Source organism: Pseudomonas sp. PAGU 2196, from assembly GCF_022179005.1.
GTDB lineage: Bacteria > Pseudomonadota > Gammaproteobacteria > Pseudomonadales > Pseudomonadaceae > Aquipseudomonas > Aquipseudomonas kermanshahensis.
Window position 1 is genome coordinate 285,171 of record NZ_BNTL01000011.1, and the last position, 13,935, is coordinate 299,105.

Below are 13,935 nucleotides of genomic sequence, written 5' to 3' on the forward strand. Positions count from 1 at the left end.
CGCACGTTAACGGACAACATGAAACCCATGCGTACCGTCGCGCTCCAGTTGGGCGATCAGGCCGAACTCCCAGTCCAGATACCCTTGCATGGCTTCACGCGGGTTGTCGGTGCCTTCATACGGCCGGCGATAACGGTCGCTGCGCGCCACTGCCAGGTGGGTTTCCCCACTCTCTAGCGGTTTGCCTGCGGCAATCCAGCGCGCAGTACCGCCCTCCAGCACATACACCGGTGTGTGTGTCAGGGCCTGCAAGTCGACCGCCGCAAAGCGCGCCAGCAAGCTGCTGCCGCAGGTGAGCACGTAGCGTTCGGCAACCGGCAGTTGCTCCAGCACCTGCGGCAACTGCGCTCGGATCGCCCAATGGGCACCCGGGATGTGGCGTTTGACGTAGTTGGCGCTGGTGGTGAAGTCCAGCAGCACCGTGCCTGGCGCTTGCAGCCAGGTGTGCAACTGGTCGACGTCGATCTCGTTCACCTGGGGCTGTTCCGGCAATGGCGCCTGCCAATCGCCGAGCTCGCTGAAATCCGCTGTCGACAGGCCGTCCAGCACGGCGACCTGCCAACCCATCTGGGCCAGCCACGAGGCACTCATGTTGGCCCGCACACCGTCGTCATCCACCAGCACGACGCGGGCGCCGCGCACGCTGGCGACATGGTCGGTCTCTTGCACCAGTTGCCCGCCGGGGACCGAGCGGCTGGCCGGCAGGTGGCCCTGGGCAAACTCTTCAGGGCTACGCACATCGAACAGGTAGGTGGTGCGGTGGGGCTCTGCCTGCCAGGCCGCCAGGCCTTCGCGAGTCAGCCGCGCGACTGCGGCACGGTCGGCCACGGCGCGGGCACGGCCGGCGGCGCTGGCGCGGGTTGTGTCGCTAACGGGGGCAAAGCTGCGTTGCTGGCCGTGAGCCAGTTGCTGGCCGGCAAGCGTCCAGCCGATGGTGCCATTGCGCAGTGCCGCCACCGGGTTGGGGATGCCGGCGTTGACCAGTGATTGGGTGCCGATGATGCTGCGGGTACGCCCCGCGCAGTTGACGATTACCTGGGTGGCGGGGTCCGGCGCAAGCTCGGCCACGCGCAATACCAGTTCGGCCCCCGGCACACTGATGCCGCCGGGGATGCTCATGGTCTGGTACTCGTCGAAACGACGGGCGTCGAGCACCACCACATCGGCCTTGGCATCGAGCAATGCCTGCACCTGCTCGGCCGCCAGCGACGGCGTGTGCCGCTCGCTTTCGACCAGTTCGCCAAAGGCCTTGCTTGGCACGTTGACGTCACGGAACAACTCGCCGCCAGCCGCGCGCCAGCCAGCCAGGCCGCCCTCGAGCAGTGCCACATCGCTGTAGCCCAACGCTGACAGGCGCGCGGCAGCCAGCGCTGCCAGCCCTTCACCGTCGTCATACAGGGTGATGGCGGTGTCACGCCGCGGCACCCGGGCGAAGACTTCCAGCTCCAGCTTCGACAGCGGGATGTTGGCGGCAAACAGCGGGTGTTCCTGGGCGAACGGGTCTTCCTCGCGAACATCGATCAACGCCAGCTCTTCATGGGCCAGCAAGGCCCGGCGAATGTCATGGAAGGAACGGGTGGCGACAGTACTCATGGGGCTGGATTCTCTTTGGACAGGTCCCAGATGTTGGGCAGGAGGGTATTGGAGTAGCCGGAGATGAAGGGTTTTTCAGTGCCGTCGGCCAGGTACACCGCCCGGCTGACCGCGCCGATATTGGCGCCGTAGACGTGGATGCTGATCGACACCTGGTCGTCGAAGGCGTTGCTGACCTGGTGAATGTCGCCGATACGCGGCGAAACCGCTTCGACATGGCCAGGGTCGATCCGCACCGGCGCACCGGCCGGCAGCAACGCACCGTGCTCGCTGCGGGCGAAACCCTGCGAATATTCAGCGCCGCGCAGCATGCCGATCAGCCCCCAGACTCGGTGATCGTGAATCGGTGTCTGCTGCCCTGGCCCCCAGACGAAGCTGACGACAGAGAAGCGTTGGCGCGAGTCGCAATGCAGCAGGTATTGCTGGTAGCGGCTTGGGTCCGGTTGGGCGAGGGCTTCGGGTAACCAGTCGTCATGGGCGACCAGGCTGCGCAACAGGCCTTGGCCTTGGTCGAGGAGGGTGGCTTCGTCGGGTGCTCGGTCGAGCAGCTCCGAAAGCGCACCGATGAAGTGTCGCAGGCGCTCCAGGCGCAGGGGTTGGCTCATGGTTCAGGCTCGGCTGACGGTTTCGGTTAACCCTAGCAAACTCGCTGAATATTCACCAAGGTAAAATTAATCATAAGCTAATATGCAAAATATGCATTTACAGACTCGCCTATCTGTTTTGAAATAGGCCACCGTCGAAGGCATTAGGTTATGCCTAGAACGAATTTCCCACAGGCTTTATACATCTATAACTTATAAGAAAGGCGCTGGTTAGATTCAAAGCGCATACCACTGTTATTTATCAAAGCGAGACCGCACGGGCGGATCGACTACCTAGTTGCGCCTTTATTGGCCCTGGAGACGAACGTGCGATACCTCAAGCAACTGGCCGCCGGTGTGCTGGCCACCTCACTGAGCCTGGCCGCCGCTGCGCAGACCCTGGTGGTCGGCGACCAAAGCTTCAATGCCCGTGCGGTGATGGAAGCCGCCGGCGTGCTCGATGACGTGCCCTATACCCTGGAATGGAAGCAGTTCACCGCAGGCTCCCCGGTGGCTGAAGCCTTGAATGTCGGCAGCCTCGACATTGGCCTGCTGGGCGATGCGCCGCCGCTGTTCCTCGGTGCCTTGGGGGCACCGATCAAGGTGATTGCGGTGAGCCGGCAGAACCTCGACGGGGTCGCCATCCTGGCGCGCAAGGACTCAAACATTCACAGCCTTGAAGACCTGCGCGGCAAACGCGCGGCCCTGTGGAAAGGCTCCTGGAGCCAGCAACTGTTGTTCAGCGCCCTGGACAAGGCCGGCGTGCCCCGCGATGCCTTGGAGCTGCGCTACCTCAGCGCGCTGGATGCCTCGCACGCCCTGGATGGCGGTTCGGTGGACGTGATCGCGACCTGGGAGCCCTATGTCACCCAACAGGAGCGCCAAGGCGCCAGGGTGCTGGCCACAGCCGAAGGCTTGATTCCGGCCCAGAGCTTTGTGGTGGCCAACGCCAAGGCCGTCGACGCCAAGCGTGCGCAGATCACTGATTTTCTGCAGCGTTTGAAGAAGGCCCGTGATTGGACCTTGAACAATCCAGACAACACCGAGGCCTATGCCGACGCCTGGGCCAAGCGCACCCGCGCCGACCGTGACATTGCCCGGGCCTGGTTCGCCCGCGCGCGCACCGACGTGGCGCCACTCAACCCCCAGGTGATTGTCGATGCGCAGAACACAGTGGACTTCTTTGCCGGGCTTGGGCTGATCAAGGCCTACCCGGCAGCGAGCCTGTTCGACACCTCGTTTGCAGCGGCGCTGGCCAACGACCATTGAGTTTGGCTGTGCCGGCCTCTTCGCGGGCAAGCCCGCTCCCACAGGAAAAGTGCCACCTTCAGAATCGGCGCGGTCCCTGTGGGAGCGGGCTTGCCCGCGAAGAGGCCGGTACTGCCCCATCACTTCAGAGGACTCCCCATGACCACCCGCAAAATCAAACTCGGCGCCCTGACCATGGGCTGCGGCGGCCCTGGCCGCCATAACCTCTGGCTCGACCCCGAGCTGCCGGCCGATGCCAGTATCAACATCGACTGGTACATCGACATCGCCCGCCAGGCCGAGGCTGCGCTATTCGACTTGATATTCATCGTCGACAGCCAATACATCACCCCCGGCTCACCCTCGCATTACCTCAACCGCCTGGAGCCGCTGACCCTGCTCTCGGCCCTGGCCGTCACCACCCGGCATATCGGCCTGGTCGGTACCCTGACCACCTCCTACAACGAGCCCTATAACGTCGCCCGTCGCCTGGCCTCGCTGGATCTGATCAGCAAAGGCCGCGCCGGCTGGAACGTGGTGACCAGCGGCGATGCCGGCACCGCTGGTAACTATGGCCGTGACGAGCATTACGACTACGACACCCGCTACGCCCGCGCCGAGGAACACGTGCAGGTGGTGCAGGGCTTGTGGCATTCCTATGAGAACGGCGCCTTCCCGCGCGATCGCGCCACGGGCCAGTTCCTCGACCCCTCGAAGCTGCATGCGCTCAACCACAAGGGCGAACACTTCTCGGTGGTGGGGCCCTTGAACATCCAGCGTTCGCCCCAGGGCCAACCGGTAATCTTCCAAGCTGGCGACTCGCAGCAGGGCCGCGACCTGGGCGCCGCCACCGCCGATGTGATCTTCACCCACGCGGCCAGCATCGAGCAGGGCCAGGCCTTCTATCGTGACGTCAAGGAACGTGCAGCGCGCCTGGGGCGAGACCCGGAGCAGTTGCTGGTACTGCCAGGTGCAGAAATCTATGTGGGCGACACCGATGCTCACGCCCGTGAGATCGAGCGCCACTACCACCAGCAGGACCACAGCTTCGAACTGGCACTCAAGGAGTTCGGGCGCAATTTCGGGTGGCACGATTTCACCCAGTACGACCTTGATGCGCCATTCCCTCAGGAGAGCCTGGAGCATGCCCGTAGCAGCTTCTTCACCAATGCCAAGCGCATTGCCGACCAGGCGCGGGCGCAGGGCTTCAGCTTGCGCCAGGCGGTGGAGTTCGGCCGCCAGCTACGCCCGGGGGCATTCGTCGGCTCCGCCGAAACGGTGGCGGCAAAAATGACCGAGTGGTTCGAGGCGCGGGCGCTGGATGGCTTCAATATCTACATTGGCCATCCAGGCCAGTTCCGCCGTTTCACCGAAGAAGTGGTGCCATTGCTGCAGGCACGTGGCGTCTACCGCACCGCGTATGAAGGCACGACATTGCGCGAAAGCCTCGGCCTGAGCCTTCAGTGAATGCTCGAGGCCAGTTCGAAGATCGGCATGTACATCAGGATCACGATAAAGCCGATCAACAGGCCAATGAACGTCATCAGCAGCGGCTCGAACAGCTTCACGAACCACTCCACCCAGCGGCCAATCTCCTGGTCGTGAAAGTCGGCGCAACGCTCAAGCATTTCGCCAAGGTTGCCCGACTGCTCACCGGCGCGCAGCAGCCGCAGCGACACCGGCGTCACCAGTTGCCCAACTTCCAGCGCGTCGGACAGCGGCAACCCCTCGGCCACGCGCTGGCTGGCCTGTTCAAGGCCCTGCGCGGCGGCGCTACCCAGCAGCCCGCGGGCCATGCCCATGGCTGTGAGGATAGGAATACCGCCTTGCAGGAGGATGCCCAGCGAGCGGTAGAAGCGCGCCAGTTCGTACATCATCAGCCGCTGGTGCAGCGCTGGCATACGCCTGAGCTGGCGCGCTGCCCAGCGCCGCACCAGCGGGTGGCGGCGCAGCAGCACCAGGGCGGTGATGCCCGCCACGCTGCCCAGCGCCAGCGGCAGTTGCTGGGCATGCAAGAACAACCCGATCTGCATCAGCAGGCGTGACAGCCACGGCAGCTCGGTACCCATGCCTTCGAACACCTGGCTGAAGCGCGGCACCACGTAGCCGAGCAAAAACAGTACCACGCCACCACCGACCAGCAACAACAGCAGTGGGTAAACCGACGCCCCCACCAGTTTCTGCCGCACCAGGTCCAAGCGTTGCCGGTAGGCGATATAGCGGCCGAGGGCGTCGCCGAGGGCGCCGGTGCGCTCGCTGGACTGCACCAGCGCCACGTACAGGGCCGGGAATATCCTGGGCTGGCGGCCCAGCGCCTGAGACAGCGAGTGCCCCTCGTACAGCTGGCGTACCAGTTCGCCGAGCACCTTGCGCGAGGCCGCAGCGGGGGCTTTTTCCGCCAGGCTTTCGAGGGCATCGATCAATGGCAAGCCAGCGTTGAGCAGGGTCGACAGCTCCTGGCTGAACAACACCAGGTCAAAGCTCGCCTCGCGGCGCCAGGCCATGCCGCGCAAGGCGCTGCCCTGGCCCTTCACGCTGACCACCCGCAAGCCTTGGTCCTCGACCTGGCGGCGCGCCTGGTCGGCATCTTCGGCGTCGATCTGCAATTGCACCACGCCCTGTCTGCCCAGGGCCTTGAGGCTGTAGCGCATGGCCGAGCTCCTTATTGCCAGCTGGTGATTTCGGCGTTCTCACCGTCGCCACCGGGCTGGCCGTCCTTGCCCATCGACAGCAGGTCGTACTCGCCGCCGTTCTCACCGGGTTGCCGGTAGATGTAGGCGCGGCCCCACGGGTCTTGCGGCACGGCCTTCTGCAGGTACGGGCCGGTCCAGCGGGCCTCGCCGCTAGGGGCGATGACCAGTGCCTGCAAGCCTTGTTCACTGTTGGGGTAATGCCCGACTTCCAGGCGATAGAGGTCCAGGGCTTTGCTCAAACCCTCGATCTGCGCCCGCGCCACCTTGACCTCCGAGCGGCCAAGTTGGCTGAAGTACTTGGGCGCGACGATGCCGGCCAGCAGGCCGAGCACAACCAGCACCACGAGGAGTTCGAGCAGGGTGAAGCCACGTTGGGGGTTGGATCTGCGCTGCATGGTGATGCCCTCCACTGCGTAGGAACATGCTGTGGCAGGCACCATGCAACAGCCGTGCACGTCTGCCTCGGGGCCTTGCGCCATGCGGTGCAGGAAGCGGCACAGTGCTTGCGTCGTGGTCTGCAACCTCGGGTTTTCCGGGGCATTTCCCCCACATCGGGGGCCACGACGAAGAGGCGACCGACATGCGTGGACTTATCCTGGGTTTGATCTGGCTGGCGGCGGGTGCCGCCCAGGCCGATGTGTACATCTCCATCGATGCCAAGGGCGGCTACGTACTGACCAACGTCCATCGGCCCGGGCGCCAGTATCAGCGGGTGATCAGCGAACCGCTGGCCCAGGCGGGTGCTGCCGGTGCGCAAATGATCACCGGGCGGCCCTATGCCGAGCTGGTGGCCGCTGCAGCGTTGGCCCACAACGTGCCGCAAGCACTGCTGCATGCGCTGATCAAGGCAGAGTCCGGCTACAACCCCAAGGCTCGCTCGCCGGCGGGCGCGGTGGGGCTGATGCAGCTGATGCCCGATACCGCGCGGGAGATGGGCGTGGAAAACGCCTTGGACCCTGAGGACAATGTGCAGGGTGGGGCCCGCTACCTGAAACGCATGCTGACCCTGTTCGACAATGACATCACCCTGGCCGTGGCCGCCTATAACGCCGGCCCCGACGCGGTGTTGCGCCGGGGCGCAGTGCCGCCGTACGCCGAAACCCGCCGCTACGTGCCCAACGTGCTGCGCGATTACCGCAAGCTGCAAGGGCTGGCGGACGACTCGCCGCTGTAGGCGCGCGACGTGGCCGAGCAGCGCGGCGGCCACCCTTCGGCGGATGACATCAATTTAGAACCATGGTTCCCCCAACTCTGGGCTATAACCTTCAAAGGTGCCCAGCTGTGGAGTCCGCCATGGACATCGCCCCCCGTTCCGACGCCCTTGGAGTGCCTGCCGGTACCGAGGCGACAGCCCCACGCAAGCCGTTCAACCTGCTGCGCTGGTATGCCTGGGTCAGCCTGGCCATCATTCTCTCGGTGGCGGTCGGGTTGGGGCTGATCTCCAGCCGTTTCATCATCGATGAAAGCGTCGAGCGCGATGCGCTGTTGTCCGCTCAGTTCATCACCTCTATCGCTGATGCTGAAGTGCGCCATGTGTCGATTCCCAATGTGCGCACCATGGGCGAATTGCTGGACCCGCGTACCGATCGCACGGCGCTGCCGGATGTCGACCCCGATGCCCGGCGCAAGGCTAGGGGCGAGTTCCTCGACCATATCGCCCACCTGCCGGACATGCTGCTGGCCAATATCTATGCGCCCGACCGCACGGTGATCTGGTCGACCAACCCGGCGCTGATCGGCAAGTTGATCGAAGGCGACGACGACCTGGACCGCGCCTTCGAGTACAAGATGCGGGTCTCGGCCAGCTACCACGACTTCGAGCGGGCACGCGAAGAGCAAAAGTTCGTGACCCCGCCTGAGCAGCTGTTCATCGAAAACTACATTCCGTTGTTCGACGCCGATGGCGAGCACGTCACGGCCATGGTGGAGATCTACAAGGAACCGCATGACCTGATCGTGCGCATCGAACATGGCCTGATCCTCATCTGGCTGGCGATCACCGTCGGCGCCGGGCTGGTGTATATCGGCCTGTACGGCATCATGCGCCGGGCGGCCAAGCTGCTGGCGGTGCAACAGAAACGGCTGATCAACAATGAAACCTACGTGGCCCTGGGCGAGGTGTCTTCGGCGGTGGCACACAGCTTGCGCAACCCGCTGGCGAGCATCCGCTCCAGTGCCGAGCTTGCACAGGCGTTCGACGAGGGCCCGGCGCAAAGGAACATCAACGACATCATCAGCCAAGTCGACCGCATGTCGCAGTGGATCCGCCAGCTGTTGCAGTCACTGCGCCCGCTCAATGACGAAGCGGTGGCGGTGGACCTGCCGCAGGCGCTGCAGGAAAGCCTGCAGACCTTTGCCGTGCCGCTGGCGCGCAGTGGCGTCACCCTCGACCTGCAACCGTTACCGGCGGTTCAGGTGTTGGGGCACCCGGCGTTACTGCGGCAGATTTTCAGCAGTTTGATTGCCAACGCATTGGAGTCGATGGAGCAGGGCGGTAAGTTGCGTGTCGAGGTGGTGCGCCACGACCGGTGCGGCCTGACGCTGCGCCTGTCCGATAGCGGCAAGGGTATGACCGAGCAACAGCAGCGCATGGCCTTCAGGCCGTTCTTCACCACCAAGCAGGGCGGGCTGGGCGTTGGCTTGGTTTTGGTCAAACGCATCATGGAGCGCTTTGGTGGTGCGGTGAGGTTGAGTAGCAGCCTAGGGCATGGCACCCGGGTTTCGCTGAATTTCAGGTTGGCGAAATGTTCTTAGTGGGCTTTAGGTTATGCTCGTAACTACATGATTTATAACAAATAGCTCTTTTTTGGGTAATTGTTACCCAAAAGTGGGGACTGAAGCTTGACCTGGGTTTAATAAGTTCTTTCAAGTGACTGAAAAATATGAATATGTCTTTTCTTTCGTCGGCTGGCTGATTTTTTGCAACGTGAGCATGGCAACAACGGGTCGCCTTGGCGGCCTGGGTGAAGTGCCATTAAATTGCTACTAATCGTGGCAAGGGTGCGCTTCAGAACGGACGCCCAGCGCGGGAACCCCTCAATGCAGATGCTGGAAAACGAAGTGCCCGACAAAGCGTCTGCGGCCACCAGTGGTTTTGCGGCGCCATTGCGCGAGTTCAACCTGTTGCGTTGGTTTTCGATCATCAGCCTGTTGATCATCGCCTCGGTGGCCGGTGGCTTGGGCTATGTGTCGACGCGCTTCGTGGTGCGCGACAGTGTGGAGCGCGATGCCATGCTCACCGCCCAATTCATCCAGGCCATGGCCCAGGCCGAGGTCCGCCATTCGCAACTGCCGCCGGGCACCACCATGGGCGAACTGCTCGATCCGCGCCTGGACCTGCAGCACCTGCAGTTCACCCCGGCGTTGGCCGAATCGACCCGTGTCGAATTCCTCGACCACGTCGAACACCTGCCCGATACCCTGTTGGCCAACGTCTACGCCCGCGACCGGACCATTGTCTGGTCCACCAACCCTCAGTTGATTGGCGAGCGGATCGAGGAGGATGGCGACCTGGAGCGCGCGTTCCGTTCGCGCAAAGCGGTGTCTGCCAGCTACCACCAGGCCGAGGACGACCGTGAAGAACAGAAGTTTCTGCGCGAACCCAAGTACCTGTTCATCGAGAACTACATCCCGCTGTTCGACAGCCAAGGCGAGCAGGTGCTGTCGATGGTGGAAATCTACAAGGAGCCGCAGGACCTGATCCGGCGTATCCAGCGCGGTTATGTACTGATCTGGGCCTCGACCCTGGTGGGTGGCGCGCTGATTTACTTTGGCCTGTTCTGGATCGTGCGCCGGGCGGCGCTGATGCTCAACCAGCAGCAAGACCGCCTGGTAGCCAGTGAAACCTACGTGGCACTGGGCGAAATGTCCTCTGCGGTGGCCCACAGCCTGCGCAACCCGTTGGCCAACATCCGCTCCAGCGCCGAACTGGCCCAGGAGATCGCCAACCCCACCGCACAAAAGAACATCACCGACATCATCAGCCAGGTCGACCGCATGTCACGTTGGGTGCGCGACTTGCTGGTGTCGTTGCGCCCGACCAGTGACGAGCCCGAGGCCGTGGACCTGGTCGCATCCATCGAGGACACCCACCTGGCCTTCGCTCAGCAGATGGCGCGCAACGGCGTGCAGTTCTGCTACGAGGGCCCTGACGTACAGTGTGTGGCCAGCCAGCCGCTGCAGCTGACGCAGATCCTCAACAGCTTGTTTTCCAATGCCCTTGAAGCTATGCCGGCAGGCGGTGTGCTGCGCGCAGAAGTGAGCGTGCAGGACGGCCAGCGCGCCGTGCTGCTGCTCAGCGATACCGGCAAGGGCATGAGCCAACAGCAGGAACGGATGGTGTTCAAGCCGTTCTTCACCACCAAGCAGGGCGGCCTCGGTGTTGGTCTGGCCCTGGTGCAACGCATCATGGAGCGTTTTGGCGGCTCGGTCAGCCTGAGCAGCCGCGAAGAGGAAGGAACCCGCGTAAGCCTTACTTTCAATATCGCAGCGGGAGGGGACCATGGAACACAGCATCCTGGTAGTCGAGGATGATGAAATCCTTGCTGACAACATTCGCACCTACCTGAGCCTCAAGGGTTACGAGGTGACGGTCTGCCACAGCGCGGAGCTTGCGCTGGAGCAGATCAAGCAGGCCCAGCCCGATGCGGTGCTGACCGACAACTCGTTGCCAGGTATGAGTGGGCATGACCTGCTGCGTGTGCTGGTGTCGCAGGCGCCGGCGCTGAAGGTCATCATGATGACGGGCTATGGCAATGTCGAAGACGCGGTACAGGCGATGAAGGAGGGCGCCTTTCATTACCTGACCAAGCCGGTGGTGCTGGCCGAGCTTAAACTGACCCTGGACAAGGCCCTGGCGGCTGAACGGATGGAACGCACCTTGTCGTTCTACCAGGAGCGCGAGGCGCAGAAGTCCGGGCTGCAGGCACTGATTGGCGAATCGCCGGTGATGCACAGCCTCAAGCACACCCTGCGCCAGGTGCTGGATGCAGAGCGGCGCATGGCCAGCGACGACCTGCCGCCGGTGTTGGTCGAGGGCGAGACCGGCACTGGCAAGGAACTGGTGGCCCGGGCCCTGCATTTTGATGGCTCGCGCAGCAAGGGCCCATTCATCGAATTCAACTGCGCATCGATCCCGGCCAACTTGCTGGAGGCGGAGTTGTTTGGCCATGAAAAAGGCGCGTTCACCGATGCCAAGGAGCGTCGCGTAGGCCTGGTCGAGGCCGCAGATGGCGGCACGCTGTTCCTCGATGAAATCGGCGAGATGGACCTTGTGCTGCAGGCCAAGCTGCTCAAACTGCTGGAGGATCGCAGCATCCGCCGCATTGGCGCGGTGAAGGAGCGCAAGGTCGACTTGCGGGTGATCAGCGCTACCAACTGCAACCTCGAACAGATGGTGCAGCAAGGCAAGTTCCGCCGCGACCTGTTCTTCCGGCTACGCATCATCGCCTTGAAGGTACCGCGGCTGTATGCCCGGGGGCAGGATATCCTGCTGTTGGCCAGGCATTTTTTAGCGCACCACGGGCGGCGCTATGGCAAGCCGAATTTGCGTTTTTCCGCCGAGGCAGAGGCCCTGATGCTGGGCTACAGTTGGCCTGGCAACGTGCGCGAACTGCGCAACATGCTGGAGCAGACGGTATTGCTGGCACCCAATGAGGTGGTGCAATCGCATCAGTTGAACCTGTGCATGACGCTGATCGACGAGCCGTTGATACAGCAACAGGCACCCGCCGTATTCGAGATGCCACGGCATGAGCCAGAACCGGGTACCAGCCTGCCGGACATGGAGCGGGATTTGGTGTGCAAGACCTTGGACCGAACTGACTGGAATGTGACCAAGTCGGCGCGGATGCTGGGGCTGTCGCGGGATATGCTGCGTTACCGGATCGAAAAGCTGGGGTTGACCAGGCCAGACAAGCGGCATTGGTGACTTCACGGCTTCGGCCATGCGCGATCTGGGTACGATTTGTGTAGGAGCAGCCTTGTGCTGCGAAGAGGCCGGTACTAGCAGCGAAGATTCACTGTGTAGTTGCCGGCCTCTTCGCAGCACAAGGCTGCTCCTACAGGGGCTCAAGGGTTGCCCGTGCTCGTGCCTTGGCGCCCAGTGCCTTCCGAGCCACTGCCATCCATCCCTGGCAAATCCCGCCCATCATTCTGGGTGGCTGGCGGGCTCTCGGGATCATTGCCCTCGATCCGCGGGTCGGTGTCGCGTGGCATCGGCTTTTCAATGGGGTTGAGCGTGCTGTCTACACCCGGTGTCGGCGCTGGGTTGTGCGGGTCGTCGGGGTAGGTGGGCCCAGTGCCGACCGCCAGGGCCAGCGGTGAAACCAGTACGGCTGCAAGCAGGAAGGGGCGGATCATGGGCAGGCTCCTTTGCATCGGGATGGGGGCAAGGCTTCTATTTCGATTGGGCCATCAAGCCCGCGCCTGGTGCCCCCACCCCGATCAACGGTCACACCACCGTCGACAGCAACATGATGAAGATGATGCCGACCACCGAAAGGATGGTCTCCATCATGCTCCAGGTCTTGAAGGTCTCGGCCACGGTCATGTTGAAGTACTGTTTCACCAGCCAGAACCCGGCATCGTTGACGTGTGACAGGATCAGCGAGCCAGCGCCGGTGGCCAGCACCAGCAACTCACGGTTGACCCCCGGCACCAGGTCAATCACCGGTGCCACGATGCCCGCGCCCGTGATGGTCGCTACCGTCGCCGAACCCGTGGCGATGCGGATCACCGCCGCTACCAGCCAGGCCAGCATGATCGGCGAGATTTCGGCCTGCACGGCCATCTGCCCGATCACGTTGCCGACACCGGTATCCACCAGCATCTGCTTGAAGCCGCCACCGGCACCGACGATTAGCACGATGGCAGCGGTGGGCGCCAGGCTCTGGTCGAGCATCTTCATGATCTGCTGGCGGTTGAAGCCTCGCGCCGCGCCGAAGGTGTAGAAGGCCAGCAGCAGCGCAGCGAGCAGGGCGGTGATGGGGTGGCCGATCAGGTCCATCCATTGGCGCACGATATGCTCGGCCGGCAGGACCACATCGGCGAAGGTCTTGAGCAGCATCAACGCCACTGGCAGCAGTACCGTGACCAAGGTGATGGTGAAGCTCGGCAGGTTGCCCTGGTCGGACTCCTTGGCGATTTGGTCCATCAGCTCCTGGGACGGGTTGCCCGGGATGTAGCGTGAAATGAAGTTACCGAACAGCGGGCCGGCAATGATCGCGGTGGGCAGCGCGACGATCAGGCCGTAGAAGATGGTCTTGCCGATGTCGGCATGGAAGATGCCGATCGCCAGCAACGGCCCCGGGTGCGGCGGCACCAGGCCGTGAACCACGGACAGGCCGGCCAGCAGCGGTATGCCGATTTTTACCAGCGAAACGCCGGAGCGCCGGGCGACGATGAACACCAACGGGATCAGCAACACGAAGCCGATCTCGAAGAACAGCGGAATACCAACCAGGAAGGCGGCGAACATCATGGCCCAGTGCACGTTCTTCTTGCCGAAGGCGCGGATCAGGGTCTGGGCGATCTGGTCGGCGCCGCCGGAGTCGGCCATCAGCTTGCCGAGCATGGTGCCCAGCGCGAGGACGATACCGACGAAGCCCAGCACGCCGCCGAAACCGTCCTGGAACGATTTCATCACCTTGGCCACCGGCATGCCGGAGGTGAGGCCAAGGAAGCCGGCCGCGAGGGTGAGGGCGACGAAGGGGTGCACTTTGAAATGGGTGATCAGCAGGATCAGCCCGACGATGGTGACCAGTGCGTCGAGCAGCAGGAAGGTATCAGTAGCCAGTCCGAACATGGTTTTAATGCCT

At 63.2% G+C, this 13,935-nt stretch carries 12 protein-coding genes; 6 read left to right on the plus strand and 6 right to left on the minus strand.

Annotated elements, in window-relative coordinates; translation table 11 throughout:
- Positions 1-6 precede the first annotated feature (6 nt).
- Together MFF34_RS11540 and MFF34_RS11545 are read right to left on the minus strand one after the other, a co-directional pair.
- Positions 7-1,593 carry a rhodanese-related sulfurtransferase gene (locus tag MFF34_RS11540; protein ID WP_238213714.1) on the minus strand — a complete coding sequence of 529 codons (1,587 nt, stop codon included), beginning with the start codon at positions 1,591-1,593 and terminating at the stop codon, positions 7-9.
- Positions 1,590-2,198, minus strand: a complete 609-nt coding sequence (locus tag MFF34_RS11545; RefSeq protein WP_085272930.1) for a cysteine dioxygenase — start codon at positions 2,196-2,198, stop codon at positions 1,590-1,592. Before MFF34_RS11545 ends, MFF34_RS11540 begins: the two co-directional genes overlap by 4 nt.
- A gap of 306 nt (positions 2,199-2,504) precedes the next feature.
- On the opposite strand from MFF34_RS11545, the gene MFF34_RS11550 reads away from it, so the two are divergent.
- Both MFF34_RS11550 and MFF34_RS11555 read left to right on the plus strand, forming a co-directional pair.
- Complete coding sequence (locus MFF34_RS11550) at positions 2,505-3,446, plus strand: ABC transporter substrate-binding protein (RefSeq protein WP_238213716.1); 942 nt, start codon at positions 2,505-2,507, stop codon at positions 3,444-3,446.
- Positions 3,447-3,584: 138 nt separating this feature from the next.
- On the plus strand, positions 3,585-4,892 hold the full coding sequence (locus tag MFF34_RS11555; RefSeq protein ID WP_238213719.1) for an LLM class flavin-dependent oxidoreductase: 1,308 nt from the start codon (positions 3,585-3,587) through the stop codon (positions 4,890-4,892).
- Here the strand turns inward: MFF34_RS11555 and MFF34_RS11560 are convergent.
- On the minus strand, positions 4,886-6,076 hold the full coding sequence (locus tag MFF34_RS11560) for a type II secretion system F family protein (RefSeq protein WP_186678194.1): 1,191 nt from the start codon (positions 6,074-6,076) through the stop codon (positions 4,886-4,888). The genes MFF34_RS11555 and MFF34_RS11560 overlap by 7 nt on opposite strands.
- Before the next feature lie 11 nt (positions 6,077-6,087).
- The gene (gene gspG, locus MFF34_RS11565) at positions 6,088-6,513 is read right to left on the minus strand and encodes a type II secretion system major pseudopilin GspG (protein WP_027593406.1); all 426 of its coding nucleotides are present in this window, start codon (positions 6,511-6,513) and stop codon (positions 6,088-6,090) included.
- 185 nt (positions 6,514-6,698) lie between these two features.
- On the opposite strand from gspG, the gene MFF34_RS11570 reads away from it, so the two are divergent.
- The 4 genes from MFF34_RS11570 (at position 6,699) to MFF34_RS11585 (ending at position 12,047) form a co-directional block, all read left to right on the plus strand.
- Entirely contained in the window at positions 6,699-7,292 is a 594-nt protein-coding gene (locus MFF34_RS11570; protein ID WP_027593405.1) for a transglycosylase SLT domain-containing protein, read from the plus strand.
- Positions 7,293-7,411: 119 nt separating this feature from the next.
- The gene (locus MFF34_RS11575; RefSeq protein ID WP_238213721.1) at positions 7,412-8,872 is read left to right on the plus strand and encodes a sensor histidine kinase; all 1,461 of its coding nucleotides are present in this window, start codon (positions 7,412-7,414) and stop codon (positions 8,870-8,872) included.
- 285 nt (positions 8,873-9,157) lie between these two features.
- Positions 9,158-10,651, plus strand: coding sequence for a sensor histidine kinase (locus tag MFF34_RS11580; RefSeq protein WP_238213730.1), 1,494 nt, complete (start codon positions 9,158-9,160; stop codon positions 10,649-10,651).
- Positions 10,620-12,047, plus strand: coding sequence for a sigma-54 dependent transcriptional regulator (locus MFF34_RS11585; RefSeq protein ID WP_238213732.1), 1,428 nt, complete (start codon positions 10,620-10,622; stop codon positions 12,045-12,047). The genes MFF34_RS11580 and MFF34_RS11585 overlap by 32 nt, the downstream gene beginning before the upstream one ends.
- A 140-nt stretch (positions 12,048-12,187) precedes the next feature.
- Here MFF34_RS11585 and MFF34_RS11590 read toward each other — a convergent pair whose 3' ends face one another.
- Both MFF34_RS11590 and MFF34_RS11595 read right to left on the minus strand, forming a co-directional pair.
- Positions 12,188-12,478: a hypothetical protein gene (locus MFF34_RS11590; RefSeq protein ID WP_099429221.1), complete on the minus strand. Its 291-nt coding sequence runs from the start codon at positions 12,476-12,478 to the stop codon at positions 12,188-12,190.
- A 91-nt stretch (positions 12,479-12,569) separates the two neighbouring features.
- Positions 12,570-13,922: a GntP family permease gene (locus tag MFF34_RS11595; protein WP_238213741.1), complete on the minus strand. Its 1,353-nt coding sequence runs from the start codon at positions 13,920-13,922 to the stop codon at positions 12,570-12,572.
- Positions 13,923-13,935: the final 13 nt, after the last annotated feature.